Origin of the sequence: Bradyrhizobium sp. Leo170 (genome assembly GCF_004296405.1) — a bacterium.
Lineage (GTDB): Bacteria > Pseudomonadota > Alphaproteobacteria > Rhizobiales > Xanthobacteraceae > Bradyrhizobium.
In genome coordinates this window covers 21,829-41,226 of the sequence record NZ_PSRR01000034.1, presented here as the reverse complement: position 1 = coordinate 41,226, position 19,398 = coordinate 21,829, and the positions used below count along the sequence as shown (strand labels likewise).

General features: G+C 62.9%; 12 protein-coding genes. 8 read left to right on the top strand and 4 right to left on the bottom strand.

Annotated features, from left to right (window positions below; genetic code table 11):
- The first annotated feature begins 347 nt into the window (after nt 1-347).
- On the top strand, nt 348-1,604 hold the full coding sequence (locus CWO89_RS09125; RefSeq protein WP_130578296.1) for an aminopeptidase: 1,257 nt from the start codon (nt 348-350) through the stop codon (nt 1,602-1,604).
- A 166-nt stretch (nt 1,605-1,770) separates the two neighbouring features.
- Here CWO89_RS09125 and CWO89_RS09120 read toward each other — a convergent pair whose 3' ends face one another.
- The 3 genes from CWO89_RS09120 to CWO89_RS09110 form a co-directional block, all read right to left on the bottom strand.
- Entirely contained in the window at nt 1,771-2,583 is an 813-nt protein-coding gene (locus CWO89_RS09120) for an MBL fold metallo-hydrolase (protein WP_130578295.1), read from the bottom strand.
- Between the two features lie 172 nt (nt 2,584-2,755).
- Nucleotides 2,756-4,279 (bottom strand): permease, encoded by a 1,524-nt coding sequence (locus tag CWO89_RS09115; protein ID WP_130578294.1) that lies wholly within the window; start codon nt 4,277-4,279, stop codon nt 2,756-2,758.
- Nucleotides 4,276-5,028, bottom strand: a complete 753-nt coding sequence (locus CWO89_RS09110) for an ABC transporter ATP-binding protein (protein ID WP_130578293.1) — start codon at nt 5,026-5,028, stop codon at nt 4,276-4,278. Before CWO89_RS09110 ends, CWO89_RS09115 begins: the two co-directional genes overlap by 4 nt.
- Nucleotides 5,029-5,321: 293 nt before the next feature.
- On the opposite strand from CWO89_RS09110, the gene CWO89_RS09105 reads away from it, so the two are divergent.
- From CWO89_RS09105 to CWO89_RS09080, 6 genes are all read left to right on the top strand, one after another.
- On the top strand, nt 5,322-6,197 hold the full coding sequence (locus CWO89_RS09105) for a branched-chain amino acid ABC transporter permease (protein ID WP_027580076.1): 876 nt from the start codon (nt 5,322-5,324) through the stop codon (nt 6,195-6,197).
- A gap of 5 nt (nt 6,198-6,202) precedes the next feature.
- Complete coding sequence (locus tag CWO89_RS09100; protein ID WP_130578292.1) at nt 6,203-7,354, top strand: branched-chain amino acid ABC transporter permease; 1,152 nt, start codon at nt 6,203-6,205, stop codon at nt 7,352-7,354.
- Nucleotides 7,351-8,109, top strand: coding sequence for an ABC transporter ATP-binding protein (locus tag CWO89_RS09095; protein WP_130578291.1), 759 nt, complete (start codon nt 7,351-7,353; stop codon nt 8,107-8,109). The genes CWO89_RS09100 and CWO89_RS09095 overlap by 4 nt, the downstream gene beginning before the upstream one ends.
- 4 nt (nt 8,110-8,113) lie before the next feature.
- A complete protein-coding gene (locus CWO89_RS09090; protein WP_130578290.1) occupies nt 8,114-8,902 on the top strand; it encodes an ABC transporter ATP-binding protein in 789 nt (262 codons plus the stop codon).
- An 89-nt stretch (nt 8,903-8,991) separates the two neighbouring features.
- A complete protein-coding gene (locus CWO89_RS09085) occupies nt 8,992-10,830 on the top strand; it encodes an AMP-dependent synthetase/ligase (RefSeq protein WP_130578289.1) in 1,839 nt (612 codons plus the stop codon).
- 256 nt (nt 10,831-11,086) lie between these two features.
- The gene (locus CWO89_RS09080; protein ID WP_130578288.1) at nt 11,087-12,286 is read left to right on the top strand and encodes an ABC transporter substrate-binding protein; all 1,200 of its coding nucleotides are present in this window, start codon (nt 11,087-11,089) and stop codon (nt 12,284-12,286) included.
- Nucleotides 12,287-12,396: 110 nt separating this feature from the next.
- On the opposite strand, the gene CWO89_RS09075 is transcribed toward CWO89_RS09080, so the two are convergent.
- Nucleotides 12,397-13,131 carry a transglutaminase-like cysteine peptidase gene (locus CWO89_RS09075; protein ID WP_165421065.1) on the bottom strand — a complete coding sequence of 245 codons (735 nt, stop codon included), beginning with the start codon at nt 13,129-13,131 and terminating at the stop codon, nt 12,397-12,399.
- Nucleotides 13,132-13,808: 677 nt separating this feature from the next.
- On the opposite strand from CWO89_RS09075, the gene CWO89_RS09070 reads away from it, so the two are divergent.
- The gene (locus tag CWO89_RS09070; protein WP_130578287.1) at nt 13,809-19,313 is read left to right on the top strand and encodes a nidogen-like domain-containing protein; all 5,505 of its coding nucleotides are present in this window, start codon (nt 13,809-13,811) and stop codon (nt 19,311-19,313) included.
- The last annotated feature ends 85 nt before the right edge of the window (nt 19,314-19,398 follow it).

Here is a 19,398-nt window from a genome sequence, read left to right as displayed (position 1 = left end):
AAATAAGCCGTAACACCATCGCGCAGGGAAAGCCGGAGTCGCTTCGGTTGAACCTGTGGTCCTACCCCCGTGCTTTTTGTTGCACGGGACCCACGGGTGCAACCAGCACCCGGCTTTCCCTGCGCCCTCTGTTATCGAGGAGGGTAACAATCATGCAAATCTCGGGCACTCCGTGCCGCGAGAATGCGGACTCACATCCCCTCCGCTGTTTGAAATTTGAATCCCAACCTTCCCCACGTCCCGGGCTTGCATCCGAAATGGTGGACCGGTGCTGTCCCCGGTGAAACGTTGAAGGGCCCGCGCCGATCGCCTATCTCTGCTAAAGTTACCGATTTCGAGGATCCAGCATGACCGCATCCCAACGCAACCTTTCCGCCGCAATCGATCCCGAAAAGCTCGACCGCCTCGCCGAAGTCGCCATCAAGGTCGGGCTCGGATTACAGCCGGGACAGGACCTGCTCCTGACCGCGCCGTCGTCGGCGCTGCCGCTGGTGCGGCGGCTGGCGGTCCATGCCTACAAGGCCGGCGCCGGCCTGGTCACGCCGATCCTGTCGGATGAAGAGGTCACGCTGGCGCGTTATCGCCATGGCCATCATGAAGGCTTCGATCGCGCGGCGAACTGGCTCTATGAGGGCATGGCAAAGGCATTCTCCGCCAATACCGCGCGGCTCGCGGTGGTCGGCGACAACCCGATGCTGCTGTCGGGCGAGGATCCGACCAAGGTCGCGCGCGCCAGCAAGGCCAATTCGGTCGCCTATCAGCCGGCGCTGGAGAAGATCGTCAATTTCGAGGTCAACTGGAACATCATCGCCTATCCCAGCGCCTCCTGGGCCAAGCAGGTTTTTCCGGACGATCCGCTGGAGACTGCGGTGGCAAAGCTCGCGGATGCGATCTTTGCGGCGTCCCGTGTCGACCAGGACGGCGCGGTCGCTGCCTGGGAGAAGCATAACGCGGTATTGCGCGAGCGGACCCAATGGCTGAACGGCCAGCGTTTCCACGCACTGCACTATACGGGTCCCGGCACCGATCTCACGATCGGGCTCGCCGACGGCCATGAATGGGAAGGCGGCGCCTCGGTTGCCAAGAACGGCATCACCTGCAACGCCAATATCCCGACGGAAGAGGTTTTCACCACCCCGCATTGCCGCCGCGTCAGCGGTCACGTCGTGAGCTCGAAGCCGCTGTCCTACCAGGGCACCTTGATCGACAATATCCAGGTCAAGTTCGAGGAAGGTCGGATCGTCGACGCCAAGGCCTCGCGCGGCGAGGAAGTCTTGAAGAAGGTGCTCGATACCGACGAGGGCGCGCGCCGCCTCGGCGAGGTCGCCCTCGTGCCGCACTCCTCACCGATCTCCAAGAGCGGATTGCTGTTCTTCAACACGCTGTTCGACGAGAACGCCGCCTCCCATATCGCGCTCGGCCAGTGCTATTCGAAATGCTTCATCGACGGCGACAAGCTGACGCCGCAGCAGATCGCAGCCCAGGGCGGCAACCAGAGCCTGATCCATATCGACTGGATGATCGGCTCCGGCCAGACCGATATCGACGGCGTCAGGACCGACGGCAGCCGCGTGCCAGTCTTCCGCAAGGGCGAGTGGGCGTAAGCAAGGATCCTCCCTCTCCCCGCCCTTTGCGGGGAGAGGGCCGGGGTGAGGGGCTCTCTCCGCAAATACAATGACAGCGATCTTCGCGGAGAGTCCCCCTCACCCGAAATTCAAGCGGAGCTTGAATTTCGACCTCTCCCCGCAAGCGGGGCGAGGTGAATTCCGACTACACCCCATCGAGGATGATCACCGTCGGCGTCGATGGCAGCGTGTCGCGCGAAATCCTCAGCGTCCGCTCGCTGCGCTGGTCGATCTCGAACTGCTGGCCGATCATGCGCATGAACTCGTCGAGCGGGGTGGCGAAGCGGTGCATCGGCAAGACCACGGCAGCGCGCAATCGCTTGGTGATTTCGGAGACGCCGGCAAGCGACATGGTGTAGGTGCCGTCGATCGGCACCATCACGATGTCGAGCCGGCCGATCGCGACGAAATGGCTCTCGTCGAGCTTGTGGTGCAAATGGCCGAGATGGCCGATGCAGAGGCCGGCGACCTCGAAGATGAAGATCGAGTTGCCGTCCTTGATCATGTCGCCACCGGAATCGTCGCCATAGGTGCGGCGGATGTCGGTGGTGACGTTGCGGATGAAGACGTCGCCGATCCGCATCGCGTAATGGGCAGGCTGTCCGTTCTCGCCCCAGCCTTGCAGCACATGCGGGATCTTCGGGTCGGGAAACAGCGTGTAATGCGTGCTGTGCGCCCGGTTCATGGTGACGACATCAGGCAGGCGGCCGGTGCGGTAGGCGCCATTGTAATCGGTCGCGATCCGGATGCCGCCGGGGGTATCGATGTAATAGGTGGAGTGCCCGGCATAGGTGATCGCGACCTCGTCGGCCTTGGCGACGCGGCGCAGGCTGACGGGCGTGGCGCGCGGCGGCGCATTGGCCATCGCCAGGCATTCGCTGCGCTGGGCATCCTGCCCATGGGCCGCGATGCTGAGGAAGCCGAGCAGGGCAAAGGCGGCGAGGATCGGTCGCAACATGGGCAGGGTCCGTCGGCGGTGACGTCGCGCCACTCTATCGCCGAATTCCGCAGCCGTCATCGGGCTTGCCGGCGCAGCCTATGTCCGTCATTGCGAGCGGAGCGAAGCAATCCATGCCTCCACGCGCGGGCGCGACGGATTGCTTCGCTTCGCTCGCAATGACGTTAGTAGATCACTCCTGCCGCGGGCTGATCTTCCAGGTCGTGGCGAGCACCATCAGTGTCATGGCGCCAGTGATGACGGCCGCGATCGGCATTGCCAGCGCGAGCGCCGATGTGGCCGCCCAGCCGATCGAGCAGAAGGCTTCCGCGAAGGTGGCGACGCGCGAGGAGGTCTGGCGGCGGCGGAACTGGCTGCGCTTGGCCTGCACGCGGAACCAGAGCTGGATCGCGGCCGCCGAGATCGTGGCGATGGTCACGCCGAGCACTGTGACGACAGCCTGGAGCGCCGAGGCGAACGCCAGCGCGATGACGAACGGCGCGACCACGAGCGCGATCGAAAGCAGCACCACTTCGATCTTGGCGCGGATCACCTGGGCCGGCGAAAGCGGCGCGGTCGCGACCAGGTCGGCAGCGTCTTCGCCCGATATCGTCAGCCAGGCGAGGCCGCCAGCGAGCTGGCCCGCCGCCATCACGATGACAGGCGTGATCAGCATCAGGCCGGCGGAGCCATCGGAAAAGCTCCGCCACAACATCAGCGCCGGCGGCACGAGGTAGAGCAGTTGCATCAGGCTTTGCGATAGCAGCCAGGGATCGCGCCGCAGCAGCACGAACTCTTTCCAGCGCAGCGCCTGCTGGCGCGAGCCGCGCTGGAATGTCCGCACCTTGGCCGTTCGGCTGGCCATCGCCGGGTTCGCCGAGATCCTGATGATGGTGTCGGCAAAGCGCGGCGAGAAGATTGCTACCACCACGCCGAGCAGAGCGAGGCTGAAGGCGAGCAGGAGCGAGAGCGCCTCGCCGTCGCCGAGCACGGCGCGGGCCGGCCACCACAGCATGCTGCCGGCGTCTGGCGCGAAGCCTGCCACGGTATCGGAGGTGAGCACGGCGAAACGGGACAGGGTGCCGTAAGAAAGGATCGCGGCGATCTGCAGCGCGATGACGAAGCCGGCGCCGATGATCGCGGCCAGCACTTGCGCCACCAGCCGGGTGCGGCGCGGGCCGATCAGGCGGAACAGCGCCACCGTGAGGGCGGTGGCGACCGCCGCGGCCGAAAGGCCGATCGCGATGACGACGCCAAAGGCGGCAAGCCAACGCGGTCCGCCGCCGATCACCAGCACGTCGACGAAGGGCGTCGAGAACAACAGCGCCATGCCGGTGACCTGCAGCGCTATCGCGGCGATGCGGACCGAGAAGATGTTTGTCAGTCTGACCGGCGACGACATGATCAAATCGAGGTCGGCGCGGGCGTAAAACACCCGCGTCACGGATTCGACCGCCTGCGAGAGCATGAGCGCCCAGGCGAGGAAGATCGTCGACGACATTACGATCAGCGCGGACTTGTCGAGCGGCAGCGTCAGGTTGGCAAAGCGGCCGACCACCGCATAGGCCGGCAAATGCAGGATGGCGGCGAAAATGACGAGGCCGATCACCGCGCGTTTGCGGCGGCGCTGTCCGCCCGTCGTCATCGCCAGCCATTCGCGCCAGGCGAGCCGGATCTCGTGCCGGGCGAACCAGGTGAGGTCGGTGGCCGAACTCATGCGGCAGCCGCCTCGGTCTCGACCAGGGCGATGAAGGCGTCTTCGAGGCTGATGTCGTTGCGGCCATTGCGCTGGCGCAGTTCCGCGAGCGTGCCTTCGGCCACGAGCCTGCCCTTCGCGATGACGCCGATGCGGTCGGCCATGCGTTCGGCGACTTCAAGGATGTGCGTGGTCATGATCACGGTCGAGCCGGCGCGCACGCGCTCCTGCAACAGGCCCTTGACGTGGCGGGCGGAGAGCGCGTCGAGGCCAGTCAACGGCTCGTCGAGGATGATCAGGCTGGGGTCGTGGACCAGTGCGCCCGCGAGCGCCACCTTCTGGCGCATGCCTTTGGAAAACCCCTCGCAGCGCTCGTGCAGATGCGGCTCGAGCCCGAGCGAGACCAGGAGGTCCTGGGCTGAGCGTTCGGAAAGGCGGGGATCGATGCCCCAGAGGCCGGCGACGAATTCGAGATATTCGAGGGGGGTGAGCTTGTCGTAGATCATCGGCTCATCCGAGACCCAGGCCATGATCTGCTTGGCGCCGATCGGATCGGACAGGGCGTCGATGCCGAAGATCGAGACCGAGCCGGCATCGGGCTTGAGCAGGCCGGCGACCATCCGCAGCGTCGTGGTCTTGCCGGCGCCGTTCGGCCCGAGCAGCGCGTAGAATTCGCCGGCCCGCACGGTCAGATCGAGCGCGTCGACCGCCGGCCGGTCGAAACGCTTGGTTAACCCTCGCACTCCGAGTGCTGGCGGATCGGATGGCATGATGTGGGGACGGTCCAGGTTGATGTCTGGTTGCGGACCATGGGCCGAAAAGCGTTTCGGCGCGGTGAATCGCAGGCCGCAAATCGCGGGCAATGCCGGAGAACTACGGGCTGCGGCATTTCTGCGCTATTATGCCAGGTGGCGGGCGCAGCGCTTTGTTGACAGCGCTTCCCGCTTTGCGCTCAAATCGCCGCCGGACACATGCAGCTTCCAGCACTCCCGAAAAGAGGAGGGCGGAAGCGGGATGCAACGAGCAATTATCAAGAATTGCCGTGCATCGGGGAGGGAAAACGATGCTGGACTTTGTTCAGCAGCTCGTGAGCGGCATTGCGCTTGGCTGCGTCTACGGCCTGATCGCGCTCGGCTTCGTGCTCGTCTACAAGGCAACCGAGGTCGTCAATTTCGCCCAGGGCGATTTGATGATGCTGGGCGGCTTTTTCGCCTTCACCTTCATCGGCATGCTCGGCCTCAATTACTGGATTGGCTTTGCCGGCGCGGTGGCGGCGATGGCGCTGTTCGGCATGCTGGCGGAGCGGCTGGTGGTGCGGCCGATCCTCGGATATCCGCAATTCTCCATCATCATGGCGACCATCGGCCTCGGCTACTTCCTGCGCTCGGTCGCCGGCATCATCTGGGGCACCGACGACTTCAAGATCGAGACGCCGTTCAGCCAGGGCGTCCTGCGCATCGGCAGCCTGGTGCTGGCCTACGACAAGCTGTCGGTGATCGCGGCGACCATCATCCTGTGCGCGCTGCTCTATCTGTTCTTCAACCGCACCACGCTCGGCACCGCGATGCGGGCGAGCTCGGAGAACATGTTGGCCGCCTATTACATGGGCATCCCGGTCAAGCGCGTGGTCTCGATCGTGTGGGCGATCTCGGCGGCGGTCGCCACCTGCGCCGGCGTGCTGCTGGCGCCGATCACCTTCATCCATTCCAATGTCGGCCTGGTGCTGGGATTGAAGGCGTTTCCGGCCGCCGTCCTCGGCGGCTTCGGATCGATCCCCGGCGCGGTCGTCGGCGGCGTGCTGATCGGGGTAATCGAGAGCATGGCGGGCTTCTACCTGCCGCAAGGATGGAAGGATGTCGCGCCCTACATCGTGCTGCTCGCGGTGCTGCTGCTGAAGCCCGAAGGCCTGTTCGGTCTTCACGTGCGCAAGAAGGTTTGAGCAGCATGCGGTTCCTGTTCAAGACCGACTACGAAGACGACATCAAGCTGTTCCCGCATTCGGGTTACATCTTCTCCTATGGCCTGTTGCTGGCGTTGCTCCTGATCGCGCCCTACGTGCTCTCGAGCTATCTGATGAGCCAGGTCGTCTTCGTCTGCATCTATGCGACCGTCGGCGTGGGACTTTTGATCCTCACCGGCTTCACGGGTCAGGCGTCACTGGGGCACGCGGCCTTTCTCGCGATCGGCGCCTACACCGCCGCCTATCTGCAGCAGTTCAATGTGCCCTTTCCGGTCTATTTCCTGGCCGCGGGGCTGTTGACCGGCGTGGTCGGCGCGCTCGTCGGATTCCCGGCACTCCGGCTGCAGGGCATTTATCTCGTCATCGCCACCATATCCTTTGCCTTCATCGTCGAGGAAATCCTGGCGCGCTGGGAGAGCGTGACCCATGGCAATGAGGGCATGCGGGTCAAGACGCTCTATTTCCTCGGCGCCGCGGTGCCCCGCGACGGGCCGACCTTCTACTATCTCTGCCTGGCCGTGCTGGTGCTGACCATCGTCGGCTCGCTCAACCTGCTGCGCTCGCCGACCGGCCGCGCCTTCGTCGCGATCCGCGAAAGCGAGACAGCGGCCCGCAGCATGGGCATCAACGTTTCGCTCTACAAGGTGAAGTCGTTTGCGATCAGCGCCGCCATCACCGGCTTTGCCGGCGTGCTGTTCGCGCACAAACTCTCCTTCATCAGCCCGGAGATGTTCACGCTCCAGCTCTCGATCGAGTTCATCATCGTGATCCTGATCGGCGGCACCTTCAGCCTGCACGGCGCGGTGCTGGGGGCGATCTTCCTGGTGATGATCGATCCGTTCCTGACCTATTTGAAAGACGATATGCCCGGCGTGATCGCAGGCCTCGCCGCGACGCTTGGCGCCGGCCAGGAGCGCGCCGCGCATATCCAGGACGCGGTCGCGGCCTTTGCCTCCGCCAACGGCCTGAAGGGCGCGATCTACGGCATCATCATCGTGCTGTTCGTGCTGTTCGAGCCGCTCGGCCTTTACGGCCGCTGGCTCAAGATAAAGCTCTTCTTCGAGCTGTTCCCGCTCTACAAGCACGCCACCTTCAAGCGGCAGAAGATCTATGTGAAGTCGGAGCGAAACCGATGAGCTATTTCCGCGCCGAGAATCTTTCGCTTCACTTCGGCGGCCTCAAGGCGGTCGATGCCGTCAGCTTCGCGGTCGAGAAGGGCGAGATCCTCTCGATCATCGGGCCGAACGGCGCAGGAAAAAGCTCGATCTTCAACCTGATCTCGCGCATCTACCCAACGACTTCGGGAAAGATCTTCTTCGAGGATCAGGACATCACCGAGCAGCCAGCCTATGACATCGCCAAGCTCGGCATTGCCCGCACCTTCCAGAACATCGAATTGTTCGAGAATGCGACGGTGCTTTCCAATCTGTTGGTCGGCCGTCATCGCCACTCCACTACGCAGCTCTGGCAAGAACTATTGTTCCTGCCGAGCGTTCGAGCGGCCGAGAAGGTGCATCGCCGCCGCGTCGAACAGGTGATCGAGTTCCTCGATCTCGAACCCTATCGCGACAAGCTGATCTCCGGACTTCCTTACGGCGTGCGCAAGGTGATCGAGCTGGCCCGCGCGCTGTGCTCGGAGCCGAAGCTGATCCTTCTGGATGAGCCATCGTCGGGACTGAACGTGGAAGAGACCGACGACATGTCGTTCTGGATCCGCGACATGAAATCCGAGCTCGGCATCACCGTTTTGATGGTCGAGCACGACATGACCTTGGTGAACCGCGTCTCCGATCGCGTCATCGCGCTGAATTACGGCCGGGTGCTGGCGATGGGTTCGCCTGCGGAAGTGCAGCAGCATCCCGACGTCGTCGCGGCCTATCTCGGAGCTTGAGGCCATGATCGCCCCCGTCGCGCCCGAGATCATCCTGAAGCTCAGCAATATCGAGAGCTACTACGGGCCGATCATGGCCATCAGAGGCATCAGCCTGGAAGTACCGCGCGGCAGGATCGTCACGCTGTTAGGGGCCAACGGCGCCGGCAAAACCACCGTGCTGAAGACGATTTCCGGCATCCTCGATCCGCAGAAGGGCTCGATCGAATTCCTCGGCAAACCGATCCAGCGCATGGAAGCCGACAAGATCGTGCGGCTGGGCTTGAGCCACGTGCCGGAAGGGCGGGAGGTGTTTCCGTTCCTGTCGGTGCGCGAGAACCTGATGATGGGCGCCTATCCGCGAAAGGACCGCGACAGCGTCGCCGAGGACTTGAACCGCGTCTACGGCTATTTCCCGCGGCTGAAGGAGCGGATCGACCAGCCGGCCGGCCAGCTCTCCGGCGGCGAGCAGCAGATGCTTGCGATCGGCCGCGCCCTGATGAACCGGCCGACGCTGCTGCTGCTCGACGAACCATCGCTCGGGCTGTCGCCGATCCTGGTGAAGGAGATTTTCACCATCGTCCGCCGGGTCAATGAAGAACAGGGCATGTCGATCCTCCTGGTCGAGCAGAACGCCAAGGTCGCGCTGGAGACGGCGCATTACGGCTATGTGCTGGAGATCGGCCGCATCGTGATGAACGACACCTGCGAGCGGTTGATGCATTCCAAGGATATCCAGGAGTTCTATCTCGGCGCCAAGGAGGCAGGTGCGCGGGGGGAGCGACGCTGGAAAAAGAAGAAAACATGGCGTTGAGAGGAACTTGACGGTAGATTGAAGCCCTGTCGCGAAAGATCGGCGCAAAAGCCGGCGGTCGCGACGGGCGAGGAGAGGAGGGAACGGGCATGGCCGGACCGGCGGTGCTGACGGTCGCCGACACGATCGCGAGGAGTTTTCTGCTGGCGGTGGAGACGCGTGGCGACAAGCCCGCGATCCGCGAGAAGAAATTCGGCATCTGGCAGCCGACGAGCTGGCGCGAGTGGCTGCAGATCTCCAAGGACATCGCCTACGGCCTGCATGCCATCGGCTTCCGCCCCGATGATGTCGCCTCCATCATCGCGAACGCGGTGCCGGAATGGGTCTATGCCGATATGGGCATCCTCTGCGCCGGCGGCGTCTCCTCGGGCATCTATCCGACAGACTCGCCGGTCCAGGTCGAGTATCTCATCAATGATTCCAGCACCCGCGTGGTCTTCGCGGAAGACGAGGAGCAGCTTGACAAGCTGCTCGCCTGCCGCTCGCGCTGCCCGACGCTGGAGCGGATCGTGGTCTTCGACATGGAGGGCCTGAGCGGCTTCTCCGATCCCATGGTGATGTCGCTTGCCGAGTTCACCGCGCTGGGCCGCAATCATGCGCAGGACAATGAGGCGCTGTGGGACGAGATGATCGGAAGCAGGACTAGCGGCGATCTCGCGATCCTCGTCTATACCTCGGGCACCACAGGTCCGCCGAAGGGTGCGATGCATGCCAACCGCAGCGTGACGCATCAGATGCGCCACGCCAACGACCTCTTCCCGTCGACCGACCACGAGGAGCGGCTGGTGTTCCTGCCGCTCTGCCATGTCGCCGAGCGCGTCGGCGGCTATTACATCTCGGTCGCGCTGGGATCGGTGATGAATTTCGCCGAGAGCCCCGAGACCGTGCCGGACAATCTGCGCGAAGTGCAGCCGACCGCCTTCCTCGCCGTGCCCAGGGTGTGGGAGAAATTCTACTCCGGCATCACGATCGCGCTGAAGGATGCGACCCCGTTCCAGAATTGGGTCTACCGCCGCGCGATGGCGATTGGCTATCGTATGACCGACTATCGGCTGCAGGGCGAGCAACCGCCGCTGTCGCTACGCTTTGCCAACCGACTGGCCTACTGGCTGGTGTTCCGCAACATCCGCCGCATGCTCGGGCTCGACCGTTGCCGGATCGCGCTCACCGGCGCCGCGCCGATCGCGCCCGATCTGATCCGCTGGTATCTCGCGCTCGGAATCGACATGCGCGAGGTCTATGGCCAGACCGAGAATTGCGGGGTCGCCACCATCATGCCGACCGAACGCATCAAGCTCGGCTCGGTCGGCAAGGCCGCGCCCTGGGGCGAGGTGATGATCTGCCCGAAGGGCGAGATCCTGATCCGCGGCGACTTCCTGTTCATGGGTTATCTCAACCAACCCGAGAAGACCGTCGAGACCATCGATGCCAGGGGCTGGCTGCATACCGGCGATGTCGGCACGATCGACAACGAGGGCTACGTCAAGATCACCGACCGGATGAAGGACATCATCATCACCTCCGGCGGCAAGAACATCACGCCCTCGGAAATCGAGAATCAGCTCAAATTCTCGCCCTATGTTTCGGACGCGGTGGTGATCGGCGACAAGCGGCCGTACCTCACCTGCCTTGTGATGATCGACCAGGAGAATGTCGAGAAATACGCCCAGGACCACGACATCCCCTTCACCAATTATGCGAGCCTGTGCCGTGCGCCGGAGATCCAGGGTCTGATCCACCGCGAGATCGAGGCCGTGAATGCCAATTTCGCGCGCGTCGAGACCATCAGGAAATTCTATCTGATCGAACGCCAGCTCACGCCCGAGGACGAGGAACTGACGCCGACCATGAAGCTGAAGCGCAGCTTCGTGAACAAGCGTTACGCCGCCGAGATCGAGGCGATGTACAGCGAGCGCGCGGTTGCTTAGGGACGACTTATTGCTCCCTCTCCCCGTTCTTACGGGGCCGAGACGAGCAGAGCTCGCTCTGAGAGGGTTGGGGTGAGGGGCTTTCTCCGCGAACACGGTGACAAACGGACTCGCGAAAGCTCCCCCTCACCCGAAATTCAAGCTGCGCTTGAATTTTGACCTCTCCCCGCAAGCGGGGCGAGGTCAAGAGAAAGGCGAGGGAGCCCAAACAGGCCCGGTCCTTCGCTCGATATGGGCCATGGAGAGGAGGATCATTATGTCGAAAGCGTTCAAGGCATTTTGCCTTGCGGTGGGCGCGCTGGCGCTGACCCACCTGCCGGCGTCAGCGCAAACCAAGGTCACCAATGAAGGCATCTCGGCGAACGAGATCGTCATCGGCACCCATCAGGACCTGTCCGGCCCGATCAAGGTCTGGGGCGTGCCGGTCTCCAACGGCATGAAGTTGGCGGTGGAGGAGATCAACGCGAGCGGCGGCATCAACGGCCGCAAGATCAAAATGATCCTTGAGGACAATGGCTACGATCCGAAGAAGGCGGTGCTGGCCTCGCAGAAGATGGTCGAGCGCGACAAGATCTTCGCGATGATCGGCCCGATGGGCTCGCCGACCGTCTTGGCCGCGCAGGACGTGCTGTTCGATGCCGGCGTGCTCCAGCTCTTCCCGCTGACGGCGGCCGAATTCACCTTCAAGTTCGATCCGAGCAAGCCGCAGGAGCGGCTGAAGTTCAACAACCTGCTGCCTTATGTCGAGAGCACGCGCGCCGCGCTCAAATACATGGTGGAGCAGAAGAACCCGAAGAAGCCCTGCATCATGCATCAGGATGACGAGTACGGCAAAAACGTGCTCGACGGCTTCACCCAGCAGCTCGCAGCGATGAAGCTGCAGCCGGCCTCGATCACCAGCTACAAGCGCGGCGCCTCCGACTTCAGCGCGCAGGTCGCCAAGATGAAGGCCGACGGCTGCGACCTTGTCGTGCTCGGCACCGTGATCCGCGAGACCATCGGCGCGATGAACGAGGCGAAGAAGCTCGGCTGGGACGTGACCTTCCTCGGCGCGACGCCGACCAACGTGCTCGAAGTGCCGGCGCTCGGCAAGGAAGCGGTGGAGGGTCTCTATGCGGCGTCCGGCTTCGAGATCCCCTATGAGGACACCGCCAAGGGCAGGGTGAAGGATTGGCTCGCCAACTACAAAAAGATGTTCGGCACCGACGCCAACACGCAGGCGATCATCGGCTACAACGCGGTGATGACGTTCGCCTTCTATGCGCAGAAGGCGGGTAAGGATCTGACCGGCCAGAAGATGCTGGATTCGCTTGAATCGGGCGAAAAGTTCCTCGACATCTTCAATTCGCCGCCGACCAAGTTCTCCAGGAACGACCACCTCGCCAACACCATCACGCAGGTGCAGCAGATCAAGAACGGCCGCTGGGTGCTGACGAAGGATAGTCTGTCGTTCTGAGTATCGCCGTCATTGCGAGCGAAGCGAAGCAATCCATGCTGCCACGTTCGGAGAGATGGATTGCTTCGTCGCTTCGCTCCTCGCAATGACGGAATCCCTTAGTCCGCCGGTTAGTGCAGCGCCGCTTCGGCCACCAGCGGCATGTCGGCATAGCGTCGGACGCCGAGCTCATCGACCACGAAAGTCGGCCGATAGTTCCTGACGTCGGTATCGGCCACCATCATCATGCGGCGGTTGTCCAGCGTCAGCCACTGTCCCTCGAGCCGGACTGCGGCCACCGCATGATCCTCGCCGCGGAGCGTGTCACGCATGATGACGATCCGCAGGTCTTCCGGCGCCATGCCGGCCAGCCGCAGTGCCACGAATTTGGCGATGGCGTAGTCCTCGCAATCGCCGGCGCCGCTCGCAAAGGTCATCAGCGGCGAAGCCCAGACGTCGGTCGCGCCATATTGCACGAGGTCATCCGCGGGCCTGATCGCGAGATTGACGGCGCGGTTGACTTCACCGAGCCGGGCGCGGCCGTCTCTGGCCTTCGCGTCGTCGACGACGGCGAGGAATTTCAGCGCGGCCGGCGAGACACAGCCCTCGCGGTCGCCCTCGCACAGCGCAAGCTGCACCAGATCATCGGCGAGCCGGTGCTGCAGCCCGAGCCATTTGTCGCGCAATCCGCCCTCCGAGAGGATGGCTGTCACGCGCCCGAACGGCTCGATCGATTTCTTGATCAGGACCGCGCCCCCCGGGGACAGCAGCGTCCCCGCGCTGACCTGTGCCACCGGTGCAAGCCAAAGCAGAGCAAAGGCCAACATGAGCGCACGCAGCGCGCCCGCATAACCGAACATTCCCATCTGACACCCCCTGTCCGGATATCGGCGGCGTTCGCCAGCGCGTGACCGGATCGTTTCGTGGGAAGAGGATCGTGCGAGAGCGCTTGCGATCTGTTTAAGGAGGTGCGGACGGGCGGGAGAAATGCGGAAGACGCTGAAGCCGGTCTCGCCAAACCGTCGAAAACTTTATCGATCTTGCCAACCCCCCGCGGTCGAACCTTTTCGGGGGTAACGATGTCTTATCCTTGATGTTGGCTTAATAGGCGCGCGTCCGCAGGCGGGCTGGCGCAACAGCATCGGAAGTCGTCGGACGCATCAGGCGGCCGGTCTTTCTGAACATATGACTAACGGGGCAGCTTTTCCATTGATCCGTAATCTACATCACATTGGGCGCCCCAACGCTGGTGTAGGTTGGTGCGGTTGGGCGGACGGCCAGCAGTCGGAAATATCCTTCCTTCGTAAGAAGTAATTGAATTCACTTCAATTTTCTGCAAATTAAATGGGGCTCCATGCGCTCTTCGGGCAACAACGCGCGCCGGATCAAATCTGCTTCGTGCCAGGCTGAAAGAAGACTTCCCGACCGCGCTGCCAATGGGCCTCGCACTCGGTGTGAGTGCTTTCGCGTGGTTTCTCCTAATGATATGTGTAGGTTTGGCTAAGGAAATTTACATTTTTATTAACTATTTCTGGTGGGGGCATTGAAGTACGCCGACAACGTTGCGTCGAGTGGGCTGGGGTCTGTTTCCAACGCGCATGTCGATCTTGATTCGTTTTCGTTCCGCGATGGCCACGCGGACAGCTTTACTGTTCCTGATGCGCATCTTCTGTTCTCCGGCAACTTCCACAAATCCGGCAACGATCTCGTCATCTCCGACGAGCTGCATCGCGTGGTGGTGCCGAACTACTTCCATGGCGACAAGCACCCGATACTGGTTTCCCCCGAGGGCGCGTCGCTCGATCCGAAGGTCGTTGATGCGCTGACCGGGCACACTGTTTACGCGCAGGCGGGAACGCCGCCGGCGGCAGATCTGGTCGGCCATATCGCCAAGATGACTGGCAGTGCCAGCGTGGTGCGCAGCGGCGTTACCGTCGAACTGCATAATGGCGAAGCGGTCTATCAGAGCGACGTGGTGCAGACCGGCAGCGATTCTACGCTCGGCCTCGTCCTGAACGACGGCACCACGTTCAACCTCAACGCCAATGCGCGGTTGATGCTGAACGAGCTCACCTATGACGCCAGCAGCAATTCGAACTCCTCGCTGATCACGCTGGTGCAGGGCGCCGCCAGCTTCGTCGCCGGCCAGGTCGCCAGGACCGGCGACATGAAAGTCGCCACCCCGATCGCGACCATGGGTATCCGCGGCACCGCTGTTATCCTCGACATCTCGTCGGTCGACGGCACGGTGAAGATCTCCGTCGTCGATCAGCAGGACAACCAGGTCCATGCTGTCCAGGTCTTCAACACGCGCGGCGTTCTGATCGGCACGGTGACCAGCAATGGCAGCATCCTGACGCTGACGCCGACTGCGGCTTTCGAACTGATCGCGCGGGAAAGCGCCAAGACGCTGGCGGAGATCGCGCAGGAATTCGCGACCTTCCAGGCGGTGCTCAATACCTACGAGATCCAGAAGGCGATCGACCCGAACCTGCCGCAGCACACCGAGAACAACGCCAACCCGCGGATGAAATTTGCGAACATCGGCAGTTCGACCTCGCCCAATTCGCCGGGAACCGAATTCCGCTCGGCGCTCAACACCACTATCAACAGCAGCAACACCGGCTCCGCCAAGACCTTTTCCGTCCTGATGGATACGGGCAACGGAACCGGCGCGGGCGGTATATCAAATAAGGCATTGCTTGATCGGGGCCTCCCCGGGCAGCAAAACAACCAGCCCACCGGGCCGCAGCCGTCGATCCCGTTCGTCGTCAATCCGCCAACGGTTACCAGGATCTCCACGACCAGCACTGGCGATCATTTCGGGCCGGTGATGAGCGCCGACGGGCAATTCGTCACTTATGACCCCGACGGCGTCATCTATCTGTTCGACCGCGCGACCGGTGTCACCATCGTGATCTCGCCTTCCGGGGGCATCTATGGTTCGCCGACCATCAGCTCGGATGGTCACTCCGTCGTCTATCAAAGCTCCAGCGGCGTCATCTTCCTCTACAACAACGATCCGTCTTCGGCGCAGTACCACACGACGACACAGATTGGCGTGGGCACGTCGCCTGCGGTCAGCGGCGACGGCAGCAGGATCGCGGTCGAGAACGGCGGCAATATCGTCGTCTACGATCGGCAGGGGCAGGTCCTCACCATGATCACGCCCGCCGATGCCGGTGCCGGCGGATCGTTGCTGAAGCCGACGATCAGCGCTGACGGCCATGTGGTTGCGTTCTGGGGTGCCGATCCCGGAGGCAATTCGGGCCATCTCTACGTCTATGACCGGTCAACCGGGGTCATCAGCACGATCGCGGACACCGCGCAGGGGGTCGGCGCGAGCGCCGCCTCGCTCAGTGCCGACGGCCGCTATGTCGTCTATCAAAGCGCCGACGCGAGCGGGCACTCGGAAATCTACCTCTACGACCTGCAGACCCACCAGATCGTCTTCCACACGTCGAACCCGAGCGGCGGGACCTACAACCCCGTCATCAGCCCCGACGGCCATTTCATCATCTTCGCGAGCGACGCCGCGCTGACGTCGAACGACCACAATTCGGTTGCCGATACCTATGTGGTGAATCTCACCGATCCCGCCCATCCGAAGATCATGCTGGTGTCGACCGCGGCCGATGGGGCGTCCGGTAACGCCGCCTCCAACCTCGGCGCAACCATCAGCGCCGGTGGCCTGTTCATCGCCTTCGGCAGTAACGCGTCGAATCTTTCCACCGCGGACGGACCTGGCGGCGACATCTTCGTGGTCGATCCGAGTTCCGGCCGCAACGCGATCGTTGAGCAGACCGCCAACTCGGGGTCGGTCCTGACGACCAACGGCAAAGTCGGCATCACCGGCGGAATCAACGACGTCTCGCTTTCTGTCACCGACGCGGCGGGCAATCCGACCGGTCTCCTGCACGCGAGCTTCAGCGCCGACGGCAATTTCGTGAACTGGACGTTCGCCGAGAACAAATCGGATTTTGCCTCGCTGGTCTATGGCGACACGGCGACCCAGCAATTCCTGATCAAGCTCACATATAACGGCGGCACGACGACCATCCCGATCACGATCGGCGTCCACAATGCCATTCCGCCGACTATCCCGGTGGCGGACACGCCTCCGGTTGTCCACGATGCCACGCTCGCGGTGTCCGAGGGCGGGGTGGTGCTGCTGACGCCGGCGAACATCAACGTCACCGACCTCGACGATTCCAGCTTCACCTTCACGGTCACCAATGTCACGCATGGCAAGTTCCAGGTGTTGGGTGGCGAAGGCTGGATTGATACCGCCAGCTTCACCTCGGCCGATCTCGCCGCAGGGCACGTCCGCTTCGTTCACGACGGCGGCGAGGCGGCGCCGACCTTCTCGATCCAGGCCAATGATGGAGAAATGCTCTCCAATGTGAAGGCGGGCAGCATTGCCTTCACGAATGTCAACGATGCGCCGACGTTGGCGGGCGGAACAGTGACGGATGGCGTGATCAACGTGCCCGTCTCAAATGGCCATGTCAGCCAGGAGGTTGCCGCAAAGCTTCTGGGGACGGGCCTGATCAAGGATCTTCCCGGAGCGGAGGGTTATGGCGAGCTCGCGCTCGACCATGGCGATGATAATTCCTCCGAAGCCATCGACATCACGTCAGCGTTCGGCGCGCAAGGCATCAATTTCTTCGGCCATCAATACAAGTCGCTCTACATCAACAACAACGGCAACATCACCTTCGGCTCGCCGACCGACGCCTATACGCCCAGCGTGATCGACGCGGGCCTGAACAATCCGATCATCGCGGTGTTCTGGGCCGACGTCGATACCCGCGGCCATGGCAACGTCTATTACGATCTCGACGCGGCCGATGGCGTCATGACCATCACCTGGGATGATGTCGGCTATTACAATGAGAGAGCGAACAAGCTGAATTCGTTCCAGCTCGTCCTGATCAGCGAAGGCAACGGCAATTTCGACGTCCAGTATCGCTACGGCGATATCAAATGGACGACCGGTGACGCCAGCGGCGGCTCCGATGGCCTCGGTGGCACCCCGGCGCGCGCCGGCTATTCGGCCGGCGACGGCACGCATTACTACGAGCTGCCGCAATCCGGAAACCAGGACGCGCTGCTCACGCTTCCGACCACCGACGGCAATACCGGCATCGACGGCGTCGATCAGTTCGAGGTGCACAACGGCGAGGTGGGCCTCACCGCGACAGGCGCGATCAATTTCGCCGATCCTGACCTCAACGACGTCCATACCGCCACCAGCAGCTATACCGGCAGCGGCACTGCGCTGGGAACGCTGACATTGGTCAAGCAGTCCGACATCGGCGGTGTCGGCGGGCAATTCGCCTGGACCTACACCGCCGATCCCGCAGCCGTGCGGCAGGCGCTCGACGGCTTGCCGGGTCACAGCAAGGTCGAGACCTTCAACGTCGTGATCAGCGACGGTCACGGCGGCACGCTCACCCAAACCGTATCCGTCACGCTGAACGAGATCGGCAACCACGCGCCGGTGGTTTCGGGCGCGGTTACGGGATCGGCGACGGAAGATGGCAGCCCCAGCACGCTGGACGCGCTCGCCAACGCATCCGATTCCGACCATGACGTGCTGACGGTCGTCAACGTCCCGACGCAACTGCCGGACGGGGTGTGCTACAACGCCGATACGCATTCCTTCACGCTCGATCCGAGCGTTGCCGCCTACCAGCACCTGGCTCAGGGCGAGCAGACCACGGTAACAGTCAACTATGGCGTCTCCGACGGTGACGCCATCACACAGGCCTCGGTGTCATGGACGATCGCCGGCACCAATGATGCGCCGGTCGCGGTGCCGGTGACGCTGACGCATGGCACCGAAGACGCGTCCTACATCATCCATGCCTCCGATCTGCTTCCGGGCGTGAGCGATATCGACAGCCAGTCGCTGTCGATCACCGGCCTCAGCATCGCGAGTGGTGGCGGCGATCTCGTTGACAATCACAACGGCAGCTGGATCTACACGCCGGCGTCGGGCTATGCCGGCCCTGTCAGCTTCACCTACGTGGCCTCCGACGGGGCGCTGCACGCAAGCTCGACGGCAAACTTGACGCTCGATCAGGCGGTCACGCCGGTTACCGTTACAGTTGCCGTGCATACGCCCGATGGTTACGACTTCAGCACGTTCTATGACGACTTCGCTGCGAGCCAGCCCGTCACGGGTGACGGCTCCAGCGACCATGCCTTTGTCCTCAACGCCGGCAAAGGCATTGTTTTCGAGATGGTCAGCAGCGACTACAGCTTCGATCCGCAGACCGGCTCTATCTCCTATGTCATCGACGAGATCGATATTTTCGGTACGACAGATCCGGCCCAGGCCACGGCGGCGCATCTGCTGGTCAGCACCCATGGCTGGAACATGAGTGTCCAGGCCGTCGTCAATACCACTGCTCCGTCCGATCCGGTGCAGTCCACAGGACCAAGCTTTGGCGACATCTTCGGCGCGGTTGCCTTCAACTATGTCGGCAGCGTCGGCCCCGACGTGTTCCTGGCCAGCAATCATCCAGATGTCTTCAACGGCCTCGGCGGTCCGCTCGGCCCGACCGATCCAGGCAGCGACACCGTGGATTACTCGCACGCGAGCGGTTCGATCAGCGTCAACCTGCTCACCGGCGCTACCGCGGGCACCGCGGCCGCAGGCGATATCTTCTCCTCGATTGAGAACCTGCGCGGCACCGCGTTCGCCGACACGCTGACCGGCGACGGCCACGACAACGTCCTCTTCGGTGGTGGCGGCAACGACACTTTCGTCTTCAAGCAGAATGCCGGCGGCATCGGCCACGACACGATCGGCGATTTCACGCCGGGCCAGGACAAGATCGAGCTGGACTATGTCGCCTTCGATCCGAGCGGGCCGAACGATTTCAATCACTGGCTCGAAAGCCACGCCACCAGCGTGAACAACGGCAATGACGTACAGATCGACCTTGACGGCAACGATCACAACACGATCCTGCTGAAGAACGTCGCGCTGGCCCATCTGCACGCCAACGACTTCATCGTTCCGCCGGGCAGCGTCTGACCGAGCCGGCCCGCACGCCTGGGTGCACCGCACTCTTGAAAACTCCCGGCGTGATCAATCGACGCGGGCGTGATATCGAAGCGTC